The following is an 18,660-nucleotide window of genomic DNA, read 5'->3' as shown; positions in this document are numbered from 1 at the left end:
CACACCTGGACGCCGGTACCGAATCTCTCAGGCGCTCGAAAAGAGCAGGCGACAGAGGGGGAGGGACGCACCGCTGCGCGGGGCGGGTCCTGGTCCTCCGAACTGCTTGGGAGTTGTCGTGATCGACGCTGGAAGCCGTACATTCGCCGACCGCCATGTCGGCCCGAACGCGGCGGAACTCGCGCACATCCTCGACGTCGTGGGTGCCGGATCGCTGGACGACCTGGCGTCGAAGGCGGTCCCAGCCGCCATTCTCGACGGCGTCACGAATGGTGTGGCCGACGGGCTCGACGCTCTGCCTGCCCCGGTGTCCGAGCACGAGGCTCTCGCCGAGCTTTCTGCACTCGCCGCCCAGAACACCGTGGCGACCACGATGATCGGACTCGGGTACTACGACACCCTGACGCCTCCGGTCCTGCTCCGGAACATCATCGAGAATCCTGCGTGGTACACCGCCTACACCCCGTACCAGCCGGAGATCAGCCAAGGGCGTCTCGAGGCTCTTCTGAACTTTCAGACGATGGTGGCCGATCTCACCGGTATGGAGGTCGCGAATTCGTCAATGCTCGACGAGGCGACCGCAGCCGCTGAGGCCATGACACTCCTGCGGCGCGCGAACAAGTCCAAGTCGCCGCGGTTCGTGGTGGATGCCGATCTGTACCCGCAGACCCTCGCCGTGGTCGAGACCCGGGCCGAGCCTCTCGGTATCGACATCGTCGTCGCTGATTTGTCTGCCGGGCTGCCCGACGGTGACTTCTTCGGTGTCCTCGCTCAACTGCCGGGAGCGTCCGGCCGCGTCGTCGACTACACCGACGTCATCGCCGAGGCTCACGAGCGCGGCGCCCTCGTCGCGCTCGGCGCCGACCTCCTGGCCCTCACCCTGATCACGCCGCCCGGCGACATCGGCGCGGACGCCTGCTTCGGCACCACTCAGCGGTTCGGTGTCCCCATGGGGTTCGGCGGCCCGCACGCCGGGTACCTTGCCGTGCACACCAAGCATGCTCGCCAGCTACCCGGCCGCCTCGTCGGCGTGTCCGTGGACGCCGATGGAGACAAGGCGTATCGACTGGCTTTGCAGACCCGTGAACAGCACATTCGCCGGGAAAAGGCCACGTCGAACATCTGCACCGCCCAGGTGCTGCTTGCCGTTCTCGCGGCCATGTACGCGAGCTATCACGGTGCGGAAGGCCTGAAGGCGATCGCGGAGCGCGTCGCGAATGCTGCGCACTCGCTCGCCGCCGCCCTCCGCAAGGCCGGGGTGACCGTGGTGCACGAGCACTTCTTCGACACCGTCCTCGTTCGCGTCGAGGGGCAGGCGTCGGCAGTCGTGGCGAAAGCCAAGGAGTCGGGAATCAACCTCCGCTTCGTCGATGCCGATCACGTCGGCATCGCCTGTGACGAAGCGACGACCCCAGCACACCTCGAGAGCGTTCTCGCGGCATTCGGCGGTACCGGTGCGGTCGGCGTCGAACCGGGCACCGCGGTGCCCCACCCTCAGCGCCGCGGCTCCGACTATCTCCAGCATGAGGCCTTCACGCGGTATCGCACCGAAACCGGGATGCTGCGGTATCTGCGAGCGTTATCGGACAAGGACATCGCACTCGACCGCAGCATGATCCCGTTGGGCTCGTGCACCATGAAGCTCAACGCGACCGCCGAGATGGAAGCAATCACCTGGCCGGCGTTCGCGCGACTGCACCCGTTCGCACCCTCCGGCGACGCGCCGGGGATTCTCCGCATCATCGAGGACCTCGAGAACTGGCTCGTGGACGTGACCGGTTACGACGCGGTCAGCCTGCAGCCGAATGCCGGCAGTCAGGGCGAGTACGCGGGACTCCTGGCGATCCGCAACTATCACCTGAGCCGCGGCGACGACCACCGCGACACCTGCCTGATTCCCTCGAGCGCCCACGGCACCAACGCGGCGTCCGCCGTCATGGCCGGTATGCGCGTGGAAGTGGTGGCCTGCCGACCCAACGGTGACGTCGACCTCGACGACCTGCGAGCGAAAATCGCGGACCATGCCGAGCGCCTCGCCGCGATCATGATCACCTACCCATCCACCCACGGCGTGTACGAGCACGAGATCGCCGACATCTGCGCTGCCGTCCACGACGCCGGAGGCCAGGTCTACGTGGACGGCGCCAACCTCAACGCCCTCGTCGGGCTGGCCCGACCCGGTCGGTTCGGCGGCGACGTCAGTCACCTGAACCTGCACAAGACGTTCTGCATCCCGCACGGCGGCGGTGGCCCCGGTGTCGGACCCATCGGCGTGCGCTCCCACCTGACGCCGTTCCTGCCCGGGCACCCGCTGGCGCCGGAGCTTGGCACTGCCGGACCGATTTCTGCGGCACCCTATGGAAGCGCCTCCATCCTGCCCATCACCTGGGCCTACATTCGGATGATGGGCGCGGTCGGACTGCGCCGGGCCAGCCTGACGGCCATCGCCTCGGCCAACTACATCGCACGCCGCCTCGACGAGTACTTTCCCGTCCTCTACACGGGCGAGGGTGGAATGGTGGCCCACGAATGCATTCTCGACCTGCGTCCGCTCACCAAGGACACCGGTGTCACTGTGGACGATGTGGCAAAGCGTCTCGCTGACTACGGTTTCCACGCCCCGACGATGAGCTTCCCGGTAGCCGGGACGCTGATGGTCGAGCCCACCGAGAGTGAGAACCTCGAGGAGATCGACGCCTTCTGTGAGGCGATGATCGCGATCCGTGCCGAAATCGACCGGGTAGGGGCAGGCGAGTGGCCGGTCGACGACAATCCGCTGCGCGGAGCCCCGCACACGGCGGGCTGCCTCGTTGCCGAGTGGAACCACCCGTACACGCGAGAGGTCGCTGTCTTCCCCCGCGGCAAGGCTCGGCCGAAGGTGTGGCCTGCCGTGCGTCGCATCGACGGAGCGCACGGTGACCGCAATCTCGTATGCTCCTGCCCGCCGATCTCGGCATTCGAAGGGGCCTGACGGCTGGGCCCGCCCTGCTCACCCGGGGCGGGCCCGGATCGGGTCAGTCGGCGCGCGCCAGTTCGAGGATCGTGATCTCCGGCGGTGCGGCGACGCGTACGGGCGGGCCCCAGGCGCCGACTCCGCGCGTGGTGTAGAGAACCGTCTTCCCGATCCGATCCAGACCCGTCACCGAAGGTTGCTGCAGCGGCACGAGATAGCGGAGCGGCCACATCTGCCCGCCGTGCGTATGCCCCGACAGCTGCAGGTCCACGCCCAGATCCGAGGCCTCCAGCGCCTGCCGCGGTTCGTGGGCGAGCAACATCACGAACGTCGACGGGTCACGTCCCGCGAGGGCTGCAGACAGGTCGGGCTCGTAGGGCGTCGGCGACGAGTAATCGTGAATGCCCGCGATGTCGATCGTTGCGTCGCCGCGGCGGAGAGCCACACGTTGGTTCCGGAGGGTGGCGATGCCCAGACGGTCCCAGACATCCAGCCAGCGGCCGCCGTCGTCGGCGTAGAACTCGTGGTTTCCGCTGACACCGAAAATCCCCATCGGTGCGCGAAGATCCGCGAGGGGTTCGAGGTCGGGCGCGACCTTGGACACCGTTCCGTCCACCAGGTCTCCCACAATCGCCACCAGGTCGGGTTCCTGAGCGTTGATCACATCCACGACCTCCCGAGTGAAGCCCACCCCTCGTGCCGGACCTACGTGGAGATCGGACACGAGGGCGACGCGCACACCCTCGAATTCGGGAGGAAGGCGCCGTAGCGGGACACGGACGCGTACCACCCTCGGGCGGGCGGCCTCGGCGACCCCGTATCCGGCGGCCACGACGGCGCCGACCGCGACAACCGACGTCGCGAGGCGCAGGGTGCGGCGCCGGGACAGGTCGACCTGCTCGGCACTCTCGCTCCTGTGGCGCAACCGCGCGACAACGCGAACGACCAGCGAACCGATCGCAACCAGGAGCAGGCCCAGCACCAGATACAGCAGTGCTCCGAGCCACACCCATCCCACGAAGCCGGGAGGTCGCGCCCATCCGGTGTCGAATACCTCACCGCTGCCGGCGCCGATCACGGCAAGAACCCACAGGACGACGAGGACGACATCGACGACGACGGACCATGGCCGGGTCAGGCCCGTGGCCCGCACGAGCCGCCGGTGAAGCCACCAGGTGAGCAGGGCGAGGACGACGCCGAAAACAACGACCCGCGTCATCGGACGTCCGCGGGGGAAGCGGCCCGCTGTGACACGGGTACGAGCGGGTGAGGGAGTCGAATCTCCGGATACATGGCGGTGCTTTCTGTCACGGTGCCGCCGCACCCGTCGACGACGTCAGCGGTGTCCTTGCGAGGTGATGTTCCGGTGCGGGAAGGGTCAAGACAACAACTTGCCGAGGGCAGTGGCCAAAGCGGGACCGTCCGAGGAGGGGACCTTTTCGAGCGATCCGCCGGTGCGATCGGCGACGGCCTGAAGGGTATTGAGATCAGGGTTCTGCCCGATGGTCACGACGTCGATGCGAACAGGCTTCGATGGATCGCCCGCGGCTGCGAGGGACGCCAGGAGATCGGCGCGGGTGAGCGAACCGTCGTCGTTGGCACCGTCGGTCAGGAGTAGCACCGAGTTCGTGCGTCCCGGGGTGTATCCGGCAACCGCGCTCTTGTACGCCGCCTCGAGCGAGGCGTAGGTGGCCGTGCCGGCGGCCGGGACGGCCTTCGCCAGCCGGGCACCCAGGGCTTGCCTGCGGCTTCCCTCGATGAAACCACCGGCCGAGAGCGGGCCGGTGGCAACCACCGTCGTGTACGGGCGGGTTCCGTCGAGGTTGGTGCTGTATTCCCACAACCCCAGGCTCGAGGCGTCCGGCGAGCGGCTGACGTGGGCCGCCAGAGCAGCAGTCGTATTCGTCAAGCGTGAGGTGGCTCCCTCGCCGGCACCCATCGAACTCGACACGTCGAGCAGAATTGTCGACGTCCGTTCGGTCACGGGATTGCGGATGACCCCCATCATCGCTTCGGCGGCCGCGGAATCCGCGGGCAACAGCGTGGTGGGGAAGCCGGGGAACGTCAAGGCTGTGTCATCCGGCCTGCCAAGTCCCTCCACCCTGAAGCCCGCATCAGCGAGCACCTGACCCTGCTCCGGCTCGCGAAGAAACTCCGTGAACTGGGCAGCGGCCCGGCTCTGCGTCTCGTCGACAGCGGGCCCCGACAAGATGGCCGCCGGATGATCCGCTACCGGGGTCGCGCCCTTCGGCATGAAAGTGGTGACCCCGGAGCCAGGGGCCTCGCGCAGCGCCCGGTAGACCTGCTGTTCGGTGACCGGTACCGCGTGAATGCCCTCCATGGACGGGTCGTCCGCGTCGGCGAGGAGGGTGAGGGCCTCGCGCGTCGTTGCCGGCTTCGCGCCGGGCAGTGCTTGATACCCGAGCGCCAGCCCGGTGAGCGCGGAGGTGACCTGGGCCGATCCGGCCTGCTCGGCGGTGATTGGGCCGGCAGAATCGCCGGCAACGGAGGCGGCGACGGCTTCGACCGCCAATTCTGTACTGCCGGAGCCGGATCCGACGGGTAGCGCCAATCCCAGGCTTCCCCACTCGGAGAGCCCGAGGGTCGCCAATGACCCTCGCCCTGTCTGCAGCGACGGCAGATCTTTCCACTCGACGGCAGCGGTGGTCAGGGCGTTCTCGAACTCGGCTCGGACGGCGAGCACCACGGGGCTCGCGGCAAGGGGGCGAGCCTCGCCGTTGACGATGGCGGGCGGCACCTGACGGACCCATTGTGAACTGGACGGAATCCACAATGCAGGACGCGGGCCGAGAAGCTTGTCGTCCCACGCGCCGTCCGGGCCTGTGATCAGGGCATCGCGCACCTCGCTGGAGTCGACCGACGTGACGGTGACGGAGATGCAGTGATCACGGATGACGGGGGAGGTGGCGGTGAAGCGGTCCGCGAGAGTCCGGATATCTGCCGCGACGTCCGGGTCGGCTGCGACAGTGAGCACACTGCCACCCTCGACACACGCACCGGCCGCTGCGGCACCCTGATCTTCGATTCGGTCAGCCAGCTGGAACCAGCCGAACACCCCAACGATGATCACCACGACGAGGCCGAGCGCGATCAGGGGTCCCTTACTGATACCCCTGGCGCCCTTTCCGCCGCGATGATTTCCCACGTGGTTACCTGCTCCTGTCGGTCGAGTCGATCGAAGTCGACTCCCGCAGTGTAGTGAAGCGTGGAGCGGAAGCCGGAAAAGCGGCCCCCGTCACCAGATGATGACGAGGGCCGCTGACCGTGCGCAGTACTCAGGCGTTGGCGGCCTTGTACTCGCGACGACGGCGATGCAGGATCGGTTCCGTGTAACCGCTGGGCTGCTTGCCGCCTTCGAGGATCAGTTCCTTCGCCGCCTGGAATGCGATGCTGTCATCGAAGTTCGGCGCCATCGGGCGGTACGTCACATCGGCCTCGTTCTGGCGGTCGACAACCGGTGCCATCCGCTCGAGGCTGGCGACCACGTCGTCCTCGGTGACGATGTCGTGGCGCAGCCAGTTCGCGAGGAGCTGGCTGGAGATCCGCAGCGTGGCACGGTCCTCCATCAAGGCGACGTCGTGGATGTCGGGCACTTTCGAGCAGCCGACGCCGGCGGTGATCCAGCGGACGACGTAACCGAGGATGGACTGGCAGTTGTTGTCCAGTTCCTCCTTCTTCTCTGCCTCGGACCAGTCGGTGCTCGGGGCGAGAGGAATGGTCAGGATGTCGTCGAGGGTGGCCCGGGGCTTGCCCTTCAGTTCGTCCTGAACAGCGAAGACGTCGACCTGGTGGTAATGGGTGGCGTGCAGGGTAGCGCCGGTGGGGGACGGAACCCATGCGGTGTTCGCGCCGGCCTGTGGGTGACCGATCTTCTGCTCGAGCATCTCGGCCATCAACTCGGTCATCGCCCACATGCCCTTGCCGATCTGGGCCTTACCCTGCAGTCCGGCGGCCAGACCGGTGTCGACGTTCCAGTCCTCGTAGGCAGCGATCCACTTCTGCTTCTTCATCTCGGCCTTGCGGACCATCGGTCCGGCCTCCATCGAGGTGTGAATTTCGTCGCCGGTGCGGTCGAGGAATCCGGTGTTGATGAACACCACCCGCTCCGACGCCTCCTTGATGCAGGCGGCCAGGTTGACCGTGGTGCGGCGCTCCTCGTCCATGATCCCCACCTTGAGGGTGTTGGCGGGCAGCCCGAGGACTTCCTCGACACGGCTGAAGAGTTCGGTGGTGAAAGCGACTTCCTCGGGACCGTGCTGCTTGGGCTTGACGATGTAGATGGAACCGGTCCGGCTGTTGTCGAGGGGGCCGTTGGCCTCGCTGATGGACAGTCCGTGGACCGCGCAGAGGCTGGTGACGAGGGCGTCGAGGATGCCCTCGGGCACTTCGTTGCCGTCCGAGTCGAGCACTGCCGGGTTGGTCATCAAGTGACCGACGTTGCGCACGAACAGCAGCGACCGTCCGTGCAGCGAGAGTTCGCTGCCGTCGGGTGCGGTGTAGGTGCGGTCGGCATTCAGCTTGCGCGTGAAGGACTTTCCGCCCTTGGCGATCTCCTCGACCAGGTCGCCGCGGTTGAGGCCGAGCCAGTTCCGGTAACCGATCACCTTGTCGTCCGCGTCGACCGCGGCAACCGAGTCTTCGAAGTCCATGATCGTGGTGACCGCGGACTCGAGGACGACGTCCTTGACACCGGCGGCGTCGGTCTTGCCGATCGGGGACTCGGCGTCGATCTGGATCTCGGCGTGCAATCCGTTGTTGCGGAGCAGAACGCTCGTGGGGGAGTCCTTCTCACCGAGGTAGCCGACGAACTTCTCCGGCTGCGCGAGAGTCGCGACGTTCCCGCCGTCGAGTTCGACCTTCAACTCCGCGCCGTCGACGAAGTACCGGGTGGAGTCGGCGTGCGACCCGGACGACAGGGGTGCCGCGGTGTCGAGGAACTGGCGAGCCCACGCAATCACCTTGTCGCCACGGACCTTGTTGTACCCGCTGCCCTTCTCCGCGCCGCCTTCCTCGGAGATGGCGTTGGTGCCGTAGAGGGCGTCGTACAGCGATCCCCACCGCGCGTTCGAGGCGTTGAGGGCGAACCGTGCGTTCAGAATGGGCACGACCAGCTGCGGGCCGGCCGTCGACGTGATCTCGGTGTCGACGTTCGCGGTCGAGACCTCGAACGGTTCCGGAGCGGGAACCAGGTAGCCGATCTCCTCGAGGAATTCCTTGTACTCCGCCGCGTCGATGGGCTTGCCGGCGCGGTCACGGTGCCACCCGTCGATGCGGGACTGCAGTTCGTCACGCTTCGCGAGGAGGTCCCGGTTCTTCGGGGCGAGGTCGTGAACAACCTTGTCTGCGCCGGCCCAGAAGGCGTCGACATCGACTCCGGTTCCGGGAAGAGCTTCATTCCCGACGAAGTCGTAGAGAACCTTGGCGACCTGAAGACCGCCGACCTGAACACGCTCAGTCATGAATAGCCTCACTCTTCCGCTATCGGAGCACCGGACGGGTGCCATGAATCGCGACCAATGTTACCTGGGAGTAAAGGCGTGGGGCCGACGACGTCCGGCCTGCCGGATGCGTTCAGACCTTCCCGCCGGTGGAAGGCTCGAAGACCGGGGTTTCCGGCAGTGCGGACAACTCGTGGCCGGTGCCGAAACGCTGCAAGTCGCCCGCGGCCTCCGCTGCGCTGAGGCGCGAGCGGCGCCATGCGACCACCAGCAGTCCCGCCCACAACCCGACGAGCACGACATAGCCGAATGCCGACAGCGCTCCGCTCACGTCGAACGTCGAAAAGAGCTTCTGTGCGTTGGTGATCACGATGATCCCCCCGACACCGGTCCCGAGCAGAGTCGCCGGGACTCGACTCACCAGCCACGCCGCCAGGGGTGCAGCGAGGACTCCGCCCAGTGCCAATCCGGCGATGATCAGCAGGTTGTCGAAGAAGGCGCTACCGAGGCCGAAGATGAAGCCGACACTGGCCGCACCGGACACCAGGAACTCCGAGGCGCTGACAGACCCGATGACGGTCCGCGGTGCAGTTTTGCCGCGGGAGAGCAGGGTGCTCGACGTGATCGGACCCCAGCCACCGCCACCACTCGCGTCGATGAATCCACCGAACAAACCCAGCGGCGAAAGAAAAGCGGCCGTATGAGGGGACGTTCGGGCGCCGTCGACTGCCGGCGGCCGGATCGAGAACCGGAGCAGCACATAGATTCCGATGGCCAGCAGAATGGTGGCTGTCACCGGAAGCGCCGCTGCGGTCGACAAGCGGGACAGGACGACGGCGCCGAAAAAGGACCCGATAGCGCCGGGCACGCCGAGTCGCAGGACGAGCGACCAGTCGATGTTGCGGAATCGCCAATGCGCTGCACCCGAAGCGAGGGTCGTGCCGACTTCCGCGAAATGGACGGCAGCGCTCGCCTGCGCCGGCCCGACCCCACTGACGACGAGCAGGGTCGTGGCCGTCACACCGAAAGCCATCCCGAGCGCTCCGTCTACCAGTTGGGCACCCACGCCGACCAGCGTGAAGATCAAGAGCTTGAACATCGGGACTCCGAGCGGGGGAAGCGAACGTCAGGGCAGCGAAAGACCGGCCCGAAGGCCGGTCAGCAACATCCCTGATCGAAAGCATGACCCCGGCGCGACGGCCAGAACGGCATGAGAGCGAGCACGGCCGCGGGGCCTGCCATCGCGCTCGAGCCGTTCATGGACACTCCGTATGCCGTGAGAGGAGGCGCGGACTACCCGCGCACGTCGTTCGAGATTAGCGGGGCGGTTCGACGCCTGTCACGTCGACCCGCCCGGCCCGTCACAACTTGCGTGCCGAGATTTCCAGACCCGCGTCGCGGAGGCGGGTGACCAGGACGTCACCGAGCGCCGTCGCCGGAGTGAGGACACCGGCCGCGGCGGGGAGGGCATCGCCGCCGAGAACGAGGCCGAGCGCGGATTCACCCAGCATGACCGCGGTGGCGCGGTACCCCGGATCGCCTTGGGCCTTCACCCGAGCGGTGTACCGGGCACCCGTCGTGGTGGTCGTATAGATGTCGATCGTGAAGTGGCCTTTGCGTTGCGCATCTTCGCTCGGACCTTCGCCGGGTGCGGGAAGAACCCGGTCGAGGAGGTAGCGGGTGGGCGGGACGCTGAGGCCGAGTACCAAGCCGCCCAGACCGACGGCGACGGCACCGGCGATCAGAGGCGAGACCGGAGACTTGCCGACGCTCATGACCTCGCGATACTTGAATTCCCGCCCGTACGCCCATTTCCGGAGGGCGTTGCTGCGCCGCACCACGCGGGTGTTGTAGGACGCCATCACGAACGGCGCCTTCCAGCCCTCGAGTTCGGGGGCGATGTCCTTACCGTTGACCACGCTGACATCGGACTGTTTCCCGAGATCGGGTTCCTGAGACCGGTCCGGGCTGAGCGAATAGGGCGACGCCGCGAGCCGGCGCAGCGCCGAATCCTTCTTCGACACGTCGACCTGGGTCCGAAGGGAGTCGATGGTCCCTCCACTCACGCCGCCTCGGAGCGAGGTGACGACCAAGGTGGTGTCGGTGAGTTCGCCGGCCCCGTCGGCCTGCACGGCTTCGTGGAGTACATGCACTCCGATGTCGGACGGAATGGAGTCGAAACCACAGGAGTGCACGATTCGTGCGCCGGTCTCCCGGGCTTTGTCGTGGTTGGCGTCGATGCTGTCACGGGCGAACAGCACCTCACCCGTGAGGTCGACGTAGTCGGTGCCGGCCTCGGCGCATGCCGCGACGAGGCCGTGCCCGTACTTGGCGTAGGGACCCACCGTCGTCGCGACCACTCTGGTGCCGGCGGCCAAGGCGGCGAGCGACGCCCGATCGTCCGAGTTCGCGACGATGATCGGCCACTGTGCCGCGCGGGGGCCGAGCGACGATCGCACCGATTCGAGCTTGGCCTGTGAGCGTCCGGCAAGGCCGATTCGCACGTCTTCGGGCGCTGTGCGGGCGAGATAGTCGGCGAGAAGTTTGCCGACGAAGCCGGAAGCCCCGTAGACGACCAGATCCAGTTCACGTGCGCTGTCTGTCATGGCTCGACACTACAAGCTCGTCCAGCCGCTCCGTGGGCTACGAACCGGCGTGACCGGAAGCGGTGTGCGCGAATGTGCTGCGGGCCCGGAGACGGAGAATGCCGTACCCGGCCCAGGAGAGGACGACGCCGAGGGCTACCGACACCTGGATCACGCCGGCAGCCGACTCGGGGTACAGAACTCCGGTCAAGTAGTGGTCGATGAAACCGGAGGACGGCAGTGGAGCCTGTCCGGCCTGCACTCGGGCCCAGCTCTCGAGATGCGTGAGTGGGCAGTCGATACCTACGAGCAGTCCGGTGAAACCCCAGGCAACGGCCGCGACGTGGAGGCCGATCGTGCGCGGCAGCCGCCAGGCGAGGAAGCCTCCGGCGGCGACATACAGGATGAAGGCCAGGTGCACGACGACCGTCGCGTCGGCAACCACCCTGTAGAAAGCTGCACTCCCCATCGGTGTACTCCTGGTTCCGGGACCCGCTCTGTCATCCTAGGCGCGGCGCCGGCCCGGCCGCCGGAAGAACGTTCAGGCGGAACCGTGCAGTTCTTCCTTGACGACGAGAACCGGGATGTCGACCTCGAGGAGGAGCCGTTGCAGCCAGCGTTCGAGAAGGAACTTGCCGATCGGTGACATGCGTCGGGTACCTACGACGAGGAGGTCGGCACCACTACGGTCCACCAAGGTGTGCAGCGCACTGACCTGGTCGCCATCGCCCGCCTCGGTGCGCAACTCCCACGAGGCCTCGCCGACACCGTTGCCCTCGAGCGTGGCCTGGACTTCGGCGCACAGAGCGGAACGATCCGATTCGGCGTCCGCATCCGCAACCTCGTCGACGACGGAGAGAACCACGAGCTGTTCGTGTCGATGCACGGCCTCACGGGCGGCGTGGACGATCGCCGCCCGGCCCTCGGGGCTGTCTCGGTGGACAACGGCGATCGCCATGTGTGGTGCCTCCAGTTCAGGATTCGTTTCGAACCCCATTATCCCCGTGTACCAGTGTCCTTCGGCTGTGTTGATGCTCTCTGGCGCGCCGGATGGGGTGCTCGGTCACCAGGGGGAGGGTTCGTAATCCTTCAGGAAGCAGCCGTGCAGGTCGACGCCCTGCTCACCCTGCACGATTGGGTCGTACACCCGCGCCGCGCCGTCGACGAGGTCCAGGGGTGCGTGGAAACCCTCGTCGGCCAGCCGCATCTTCGTGTAGTGCGGTCGCTCGTCGGTGATCCAGCCGGTGTCGACCGCCGTCATGAGGATGCCGTCGTCGAGCATTTCCTTGGAACTGGTCCGCGTCAGCATGTTCAGCGCTGCCTTCGCCATATTGGTGTGCGGATGCCCTGGTCCTTTGTATGCCCGGCTGAATTGACCTTCCATCGCCGAGACGTTCACCACGTACTTGCGCCGGGCGGCGGCCGCCGCCATCGCGGGTCGCAGCCGGGATACCAGGATGAACGGCGCTACCGAATTGCACAATTGCACTTCGAGCAGCTCGATCGGGTCGACCTCCTCGACGGTCTGGACCCAGCTGTTCGTGTGCGCGAGATCGGGCAGGAGACCCCCGGCGTCGATGGCGAGACCCTGCGCGATGCGATCGGGGGAGGCGGATTTGGCGACGAGTGCGAGGGAGCTGACGGATTCCGGTGCCATCGCTGCACCGGCCATGGCCGACACGTCGGACAGGGAGCCGGCCAAAGCCGCCGGGTGCGCGTCGCTGGTCTTTCCGAAGGTCAGGACGTCGGGAAGAACACCGGCGGGCAAGGCGCCCGATTCCGCGTCCGCCAGTGCGCTGTAGGCGCCGGGGGAGCGCCGCACCGTCTGGGCGGCATTATTGATGAGAATGTCGAGGGGGCCCTGGGCGGCAACGGAATCGGCGAGAGCGACCACTTGCGCGGGATCGCGGAGGTCGATACCCACCACCCGCAGACGGTGGATCCAGTCGGCGCTGTCCTCCATCGCCTTGAACCGTCGGATCGCGTCGTTGGGGAACCGTGTGGTGATCGTGGTGTGCGCGCCGTCGCGGAGCAAGCGCAGCGCAATGTACATCCCGATCTTGGCGCGACCACCGGTGAGGAGCGCCCGGCGTCCCGTGAGGTCGGTGCGTGCGTCCCTCTTCGCGCGGCTCTTCCCGGCGCAGTCGGGGCACAGTTGGTGATAGAACGCGTCGACCCGCGTGTACCGCTGTTTGCAGATGTAACAGGGGCGGGGACGGATCAGCGTGCCCGCGGTGGCGCCGTCGGCGTTCGACGTGAGCGGAATGCCGGCGGTCTCGTCGTCTATCCGATCAGGCGACCCGGTCGCCGTGGAAGCGACCACCCGGCGGTCCGCCTCGGCGACGGCATCCCGGGCGGCGAGTCGGCGCCGCTTCTTCAACTTCTTGAAGAGATGGCCCACGGCGCGCTGCACGGTGACCGAATCAGGGTCGGATTCGTCCAGACTTGCGGCCTGATCGAGAACCCGCAAACAGATCTCCAGATCTGCCGGATCGATTGCCGTCGCTGTTTCACCCATCGAACTTCGCCCTCTCACGAAGAAGGCCCCGGTTCGATGAACCGGGGCCTTTTCGTCTGTCTCAACTCAGAGTGTCCGAGGGGGGACTTGAACCCCCACGTCCGTTAATAGGACACTAGCACCTCAAGCTAGCGCGTCTGCCATTCCGCCACTCGGACTCGCACCCATTTCCTGGGCGCTGGGAAAGACTATCTGATGAAGCGCCACGGCCCAAATCGCCCCTTTCACCTGAGCGTTTCCGGTGGCGCGGTGGTAGGAAAGTGAAGTGCCGACTACACAGGAAACGCCAGGCCGGGGTCGCGCCGAAGCCGAGGTCGTCGAGCTCGTCAGCTCACTGATCCGCTTCGACACGTCCAACACCGGGGAACTCGCCACGACCAAGGGTGAGCGTGAGTGTGCTGAGTGGGTCGCCGCTCAGCTCGAGGAAGTGGGATACGAGACGGAATACGTCGAATCGGGGGCGCCGGGACGCGGGAACGTCTTCGCAAGGCTGAAGGGGTCGGACCCCACCCGCGGTGCGCTGATGTTGCACGGTCACCTCGACGTCGTGCCCGCCGAGCCCGCCGATTGGCGCGTCCACCCGTTCGCCGGCGCCGTCGAGGACGGCTACGTGTGGGGCCGCGGCGCCGTCGACATGAAAGATATGGTCGGCATGATCCTGGCGGTGGCCCGCCAGTTCAAGGCCGAGGGAATCGTTCCGCCGAGGGATCTCGTGTTCGCGTTCGTCGCCGACGAGGAGGCCGGTGGCAGATACGGCTGCCAGTGGCTCGTACAGAATCGTCCCGACCTGTTCGAAGGTGTCACCGAAGCCGTCGGCGAGGTCGGTGGGTTCTCACTCACCGTTCCGCGCCCGGACGGCACCGAGCGGCGGCTGTATCTGGTGGAGACCGCGGAAAAGGGTCTCGGCTGGATGCGTCTGACGGCCAAGGGCAGGGCCGGGCACGGCTCGTTCCTGCACACCGACAATGCCGTCACCATTCTCGCGCAGGCAGTCGCCCGCCTGGGTGCGCACACCTTTCCGCTGGTCATTTCCGATTCGGTCGCCGAATTCCTCGCCGCTGCAGGCGAGGAAACGGGCCTCGATTTCGATGCGACGTCGCCCGACCTCGACGGCACCCTGGCGAAACTGGGCAGTATCGCCAATATCATCGGCGCCACGCTGCGGGACACCGCGAACCCCACCATGCTGTCCGCCGGCTACAAGGCCAACGTCATCCCGCAGACCGCGGAGGCCGTGGTCGACTGCCGCATCCTGCCCGGTCGGCAGGCCGAGTTCGAGGCCACCGTCGACGAGCTGATCGGGCCCGACGTGCAGCGGGAGTGGATCACCAACCTCGACTCCTACGAGACGACGTTCGACGGTCACCTGGTGGACGCCATGAACGAGGCGATCCTCGCGCACGATCCCGGTGCGCGGACCGTGCCGTACATGTTGTCCGGCGGCACGGACGCCAAGGCATTCGCCAAGCTGGGCATCCGATGCTTCGGCTTCGCGCCGCTGCAGCTGCCCCCCGACCTCGACTTCAGTGCCCTGTTCCACGGCGTTGACGAACGGGTACCGGTCGACGCACTACTGTTCGGAACGCGTGTGCTGGAGCACTTTCTGCTCCACAGCTGATCCATCGCCCATTCGCGACAAGAGAGGAACCGCATGTCCTACGACCCGTACGAAGCACTTCCCGACCTGCCGAGTTTCGAGCTGACCTCCGCCGACGTCACCGACGGGCAGCCGCTGAAGAAGGATCAGGTCAGTGGAATCATGGGAGCCGGCGGTTTCGACAACTCGCCACAGCTGTCGTGGTCGGGATTTCCGCCCGAGACGAAGAGTTTCGCGGTCACGGTGTTCGACCCGGATGCGCCGACCGCGTCAGGTTTCTGGCACTGGGTGGTGGCGAACATCCCGGCGGACTGCACGTCGTTGGTGAACGGTGCCGGTGACGACGACGGTACCGGGCTCCCGAATGGCGCGATCCAGCTGCGGAACGACGCCGGACAGCGCCGCTTCATCGGGGCCGCCCCGCCCGAGGGGCATGGCCCGCACCGCTACATCGTCGCCGTCCACGCTCTGGACGTCGACACCCTCGACGGCGTGAGCGAGGATTCCACTCCGGCATTTCTCGGATTCAACCTGTTCTCGCACGCCATCGCCCGGGCGAAAATCACCGGCACCTACGAGCAGTAGGTCAGACAAGCAGCAGGTCGGAAACCGGTGGCCGGCGACTTCTCGCGGAAGTCGCCGGCCACCGGTCGTTGAGGCACCCGTATCAGCGGACGACTCCCGCGCCCACCGCGTCCGCGATGCTGTCGAAGCCGGCGTCGCGGACCTTGCGCGCCAACCCCTTGTGGATACGGCGCGCCCAGAACGGTCCGCCGTAGATGAAACCCGTATATCCCTGGACCAGCGAGGCCCCGGCCAGGATGCGTTCCCAGGCCTGCTCCGTGGTCTCGATCCCGCCCACTGAGATCAGCACCAGCCGATCGCCGACCCGCGCGTGCAAGCGGCGCAGAACTTCGAGGGACCGTTCCGCGACCGGTGCGCCCGACAGCCCACCCGCCCCGATCGCGGTGACCTCGGCTTTCGGGGTCCGCAGGCCGTCGCGCCGGATGGTGGTGTTGGTGGCGACGATCCCGGCGAGGCCCAACTCGACCGCGAGATCAGCGACGGCGTCGACGTCATCGTCCGACAGGTCGGGGGCGATCTTCACCAGGACAGGAACGTTGACGGTCTCCTGAACTGCGCGAAGCAACGGCCGCAGCGACTCGACAGCTTGCAGGTCGCGTAATCCCGGTGTGTTGGGTGAACTGACGTTGACTACCAAGAAATCGGCAAGGGGCCCGAGAAGTCGCGCACTTGCTGTGTAGTCGGCGGGCGCTTCAGCCGCGTCGACAATCTTGGTCTTGCCGATGTTCGCCCCGATCGGAACACTCGCGCGTCGCTGCCGGAGATGGTTCGCGGCATTGCCTGCGCCGTGGTTGTTGAACCCCATTCGGTTGATCAGGGCGCGGTCGGCGGGCAGCCGGAACAAGCGGGGAGCTGGGTTGCCGGGCTGAGCCTGCGCCGTCACGGTTCCCACCTCGGCGAAACCGAATCCGAGGGGACCCCACGCGTCCACACCGGTGGCGTCTTTGTCGAAGCCGGCGGCCAGTCCCAGCGGGGCGGGGAAGTCCAGTCCGAACACGGTGTTCTTCAGCACCGGATCATTGACCACGAGGACCTTGCCGACTAGCTGGCGCAGCGGGGTGACGCCTGTAGCCAGGCGCATCGCCGTGAAGGCGAGATGATGAATGCGCTCCGGGGGAACGAGGAACATCAGCCGCAGGAGCAGGTGATACAACGGGATCTCCCTAGATAGCCGGGTCGGGAACATGGTGGGTGGTCTTTCGTCGTTTGAGCAGCACGCGCCGGCTGCCGTCGGAGTACAGCCGCACGCGCGAGAGCTCCCAGCCACCGAACTCCGCCTGTATGGCGAGTCTCATCGACGCACTGACGCGGGTGACGTCCGGTGGCAACCGCAGTGGCACGTACTCGAAGTCTTCGGACTCGATTTCCCAGCCGGAGGGGAGACGGCGTGAATGCGACGACATCTATGAGCTCCTCGTCGGTATCTGCTGCAACCCGTCACCCGTGCCGGAACCGATGAGTAGATCACCGCTGACGGTGTCCACCGCGATCGAGTTGGGCTGGCGGACCGTGGGATAGCGTGCGGTTTCCACCCCGACACCGCTGGCGAGGTCGTACGCGACCACCTCGTTCGTACCGGTCGACGTGACCCATGCCCGGTTGGTCTCGTCGTCGTAAGCGACGCCGTAGGGCGCATCTCCCGCCGGAAACCGCTGGCGCAGCATCAGAGTGTCCGTCGTGTACGCCAACAACTCGTCACCGGCCGTATCGGTCACCAGAATGCGGCCGAAGTGATCGGTGGTGAGTTGAGTCGCACCTTCACCGGCGCGAAGAGCGGCACCGAGGGAGGATTTCGGAATGTCGACTTCCGTGACGGAAGTTTGACCGCGGTCGAGTGCGGTGAGCGACTCGCCGACAACGGCCAGCGCATCTACCGAAGTCAGTCCGTCGATCACTTGTGTCTCGGCGCCCTCGCTGCCCGTGATGTGAATTTCGCCATTGCCGAGTCCTACGGCCAGCCGTCCGTCGGGCAGCTGCGCCACCGACCGGACGTCCCCGTCCGCAGGGACGGAGTCGAGCTCGGCGGATCGGAGGTTCAGCCGTCCCACCTGGCCATTCATGGCGAGCAGTGCAGTTCCGCCGGGGGCGAGGGACACCTGGGTCACGGGCTCGTCAAACCGAATCGAACGCGGTGCGGCGCCGAGGTCGCCGCCGGCGAACAGAAGAACTTCCCTCCGGTCGCCGACCAGGACGACGGCGGTACGCGTGTCGGGGTCGATTGTGACCGACTCGATAGGTTGCCCGATCGGATGGACGACACCGGCAGGCGTCGTGGCCTGAGCGGGTGACTGAGCTGCACTGGCCGGCGCGATAGTGACTGCTTGATCCTCGTCGTTGCTCGAAGAACAGCCCGTGACCAGCAAAAATGCCGCTCCGACGCACGACGCGACGACGCGCGCTCCAGGTCTGCCCATGCGCTGCTCCTCGGGTTTCTCTTCTGTCCGTACCTGCACAACTGTCCACCAAGCATCCCTGATTCGCGAAACACCGGGCAAAGTGGTCGGTGCCCAGCGCGTCGCGAGGCGATACCGTAGGGGCTATCGACCCCACGTGCGGTTGTTCCCGACAACCGGACGAGGTCATCGAGGAGAACACCGTGGAACTACCCGAAACACCGACGTTCACCGTCGAAGACGTCTCGGTCGGCCCGCACGCGCACGGCTTCGGTCGCACGGCAGAGGGGAACTCCTATGCCTTCCGGGTACGGAAGAGCACCCTGTTCGTCGAGGTGTACCGGGCGGACGTCGAGACGGATGTGCCGGCACCGGACGACATCATCGCGACGGCTCGTCGCTCGATTCGCGAGATCGATCTGACCGACGAACGCTCCATCGTCGCGGTGGTGCGGGATGCGGTAGCCGCCCCCGATTCGGTTGTCGTCGGACAGGACGACGGCAGAACGGTCCGCGCTGTACTGAGCCGCCTCGGCGCCGTCATCGACGGACTCTGACACCCGTACGGCC

15 protein-coding genes and 1 tRNA gene are annotated in these 18,660 nt (G+C 66.6%); 4 read left to right on the top strand and 12 right to left on the bottom strand.

What is annotated here, in order from left to right:
• The first annotated feature begins 118 nt into the window (after positions 1–118).
• The gene (gcvP, locus tag JQT59_RS24180; RefSeq protein ID WP_213572306.1) at positions 119–2,971 is read left to right on the top strand and encodes an aminomethyl-transferring glycine dehydrogenase; all 2,853 of its coding nucleotides are present in this window, start codon (positions 119–121) and stop codon (positions 2,969–2,971) included.
• 43 nt (positions 2,972–3,014) lie between these two features.
• Here the strand turns inward: gcvP and JQT59_RS24175 are convergent, their stop codons facing one another.
• The 9 genes from JQT59_RS24175 to JQT59_RS24135 form a co-directional block, all read right to left on the bottom strand.
• Positions 3,015–4,172 carry a metallophosphoesterase gene (locus tag JQT59_RS24175; protein WP_213572305.1) on the bottom strand — a complete coding sequence of 386 codons (1,158 nt, stop codon included), beginning with the start codon at positions 4,170–4,172 and terminating at the stop codon, positions 3,015–3,017.
• Between the two features lie 159 nt (positions 4,173–4,331).
• A complete protein-coding gene (locus JQT59_RS24170; RefSeq protein WP_213572304.1) occupies positions 4,332–6,119 on the bottom strand; it encodes a substrate-binding domain-containing protein in 1,788 nt (595 codons plus the stop codon).
• Positions 6,120–6,249: 130 nt separating this feature from the next.
• On the bottom strand, positions 6,250–8,433 hold the full coding sequence (locus tag JQT59_RS24165) for a malate synthase G (RefSeq protein WP_213572303.1): 2,184 nt from the start codon (positions 8,431–8,433) through the stop codon (positions 6,250–6,252).
• Between the two features lie 112 nt (positions 8,434–8,545).
• Entirely contained in the window at positions 8,546–9,511 is a 966-nt protein-coding gene (locus JQT59_RS24160) for a sulfite exporter TauE/SafE family protein (RefSeq protein ID WP_213572302.1), read from the bottom strand.
• A gap of 262 nt (positions 9,512–9,773) precedes the next feature.
• Positions 9,774–11,018, bottom strand: coding sequence for a saccharopine dehydrogenase family protein (locus JQT59_RS24155; protein WP_213572301.1), 1,245 nt, complete (start codon positions 11,016–11,018; stop codon positions 9,774–9,776).
• 37 nt (positions 11,019–11,055) lie between these two features.
• Entirely contained in the window at positions 11,056–11,466 is a 411-nt protein-coding gene (locus tag JQT59_RS24150) for a DUF2784 domain-containing protein (protein ID WP_213572300.1), read from the bottom strand.
• Positions 11,467–11,538: 72 nt separating this feature from the next.
• The gene (locus tag JQT59_RS24145) at positions 11,539–11,955 is read right to left on the bottom strand and encodes a universal stress protein (RefSeq protein WP_159921967.1); all 417 of its coding nucleotides are present in this window, start codon (positions 11,953–11,955) and stop codon (positions 11,539–11,541) included.
• A 105-nt stretch (positions 11,956–12,060) separates the two neighbouring features.
• The gene (locus JQT59_RS24140; protein WP_213572299.1) at positions 12,061–13,515 is read right to left on the bottom strand and encodes an SDR family NAD(P)-dependent oxidoreductase; all 1,455 of its coding nucleotides are present in this window, start codon (positions 13,513–13,515) and stop codon (positions 12,061–12,063) included.
• A 72-nt stretch (positions 13,516–13,587) separates the two neighbouring features.
• Positions 13,588–13,673, bottom strand: a tRNA-Leu gene (locus tag JQT59_RS24135).
• Between the two features lie 107 nt (positions 13,674–13,780).
• On the opposite strand from JQT59_RS24135, the gene JQT59_RS24130 reads away from it, so the two are divergent.
• Positions 13,781–15,133 carry a M20/M25/M40 family metallo-hydrolase gene (locus tag JQT59_RS24130; RefSeq protein ID WP_213572298.1) on the top strand — a complete coding sequence of 451 codons (1,353 nt, stop codon included), beginning with the start codon at positions 13,781–13,783 and terminating at the stop codon, positions 15,131–15,133.
• A 33-nt stretch (positions 15,134–15,166) separates the two neighbouring features.
• The gene (locus JQT59_RS24125) at positions 15,167–15,697 is read left to right on the top strand and encodes a YbhB/YbcL family Raf kinase inhibitor-like protein (RefSeq protein ID WP_213572297.1); all 531 of its coding nucleotides are present in this window, start codon (positions 15,167–15,169) and stop codon (positions 15,695–15,697) included.
• 82 nt (positions 15,698–15,779) lie between these two features.
• Here JQT59_RS24125 and JQT59_RS24120 read toward each other — a convergent pair whose 3' ends face one another.
• The 3 genes from JQT59_RS24120 to JQT59_RS24110 are packed head-to-tail and all read right to left on the bottom strand — an operon-like array spanning position 15,780 to position 18,111.
• Positions 15,780–16,850, bottom strand: coding sequence for a quinone-dependent dihydroorotate dehydrogenase (locus tag JQT59_RS24120; RefSeq protein WP_213572296.1), 1,071 nt, complete (start codon positions 16,848–16,850; stop codon positions 15,780–15,782).
• Positions 16,851–16,860: 10 nt separating this feature from the next.
• On the bottom strand, positions 16,861–17,100 hold the full coding sequence (locus JQT59_RS24115; RefSeq protein ID WP_109329507.1) for a DUF5703 family protein: 240 nt from the start codon (positions 17,098–17,100) through the stop codon (positions 16,861–16,863).
• The gene (locus tag JQT59_RS24110; RefSeq protein ID WP_213572295.1) at positions 17,101–18,111 is read right to left on the bottom strand and encodes a YncE family protein; all 1,011 of its coding nucleotides are present in this window, start codon (positions 18,109–18,111) and stop codon (positions 17,101–17,103) included. It lies immediately after the preceding gene.
• A 182-nt stretch (positions 18,112–18,293) separates the two neighbouring features.
• Here JQT59_RS24110 and JQT59_RS24105 point away from each other — a divergent pair, with 182 nt between their 5' ends.
• The gene (locus JQT59_RS24105; RefSeq protein WP_213572294.1) at positions 18,294–18,647 is read left to right on the top strand and encodes a hypothetical protein; all 354 of its coding nucleotides are present in this window, start codon (positions 18,294–18,296) and stop codon (positions 18,645–18,647) included.
• Positions 18,648–18,660: the final 13 nt, after the last annotated feature.

It is taken from the genome of Rhodococcus sp. USK13, from assembly GCF_018343855.1.
GTDB lineage: Bacteria > Actinomycetota > Actinomycetes > Mycobacteriales > Mycobacteriaceae > Rhodococcus_F > Rhodococcus_F oxybenzonivorans.
Note: the sequence above shows the minus strand (reverse complement) of the source record. Positions and strands in the feature narration are given on the sequence as shown.

Excerpts from the sequence above, each read along its gene's own strand:
- JQT59_RS24175 (WP_213572305.1), bottom strand. The coding sequence starts at position 4,172 with ATGACGCGGGTCGTTGTTTTCGGCGTCGTCCTCGCCCTGCTCACCTGG.
- JQT59_RS24165 (WP_213572303.1), bottom strand. The coding sequence starts at position 8,433 with ATGACTGAGCGTGTTCAGGTCGGCGGTCTTCAGGTCGCCAAGGTTCTC.
- JQT59_RS24160 (WP_213572302.1), bottom strand. The coding sequence starts at position 9,511 with ATGTTCAAGCTCTTGATCTTCACGCTGGTCGGCGTGGGTGCCCAACTG.
- JQT59_RS24155 (WP_213572301.1), bottom strand. The coding sequence starts at position 11,018 with ATGACAGACAGCGCACGTGAACTGGATCTGGTCGTCTACGGGGCTTCC.
- JQT59_RS24150 (WP_213572300.1), bottom strand. The coding sequence starts at position 11,466 with ATGGGGAGTGCAGCTTTCTACAGGGTGGTTGCCGACGCGACGGTCGTC.
- JQT59_RS24145 (WP_159921967.1), bottom strand. The coding sequence starts at position 11,955 with ATGGCGATCGCCGTTGTCCACCGAGACAGCCCCGAGGGCCGGGCGGCG.
- JQT59_RS24140 (WP_213572299.1), bottom strand. The coding sequence starts at position 13,515 with ATGGGTGAAACAGCGACGGCAATCGATCCGGCAGATCTGGAGATCTGT.
- JQT59_RS24125 (WP_213572297.1), top strand. The coding sequence starts at position 15,167 with ATGTCCTACGACCCGTACGAAGCACTTCCCGACCTGCCGAGTTTCGAG.
- JQT59_RS24115 (WP_109329507.1), bottom strand. The coding sequence starts at position 17,100 with ATGTCGTCGCATTCACGCCGTCTCCCCTCCGGCTGGGAAATCGAGTCC.
- JQT59_RS24110 (WP_213572295.1), bottom strand. The coding sequence starts at position 18,111 with ATGGGCAGACCTGGAGCGCGCGTCGTCGCGTCGTGCGTCGGAGCGGCA.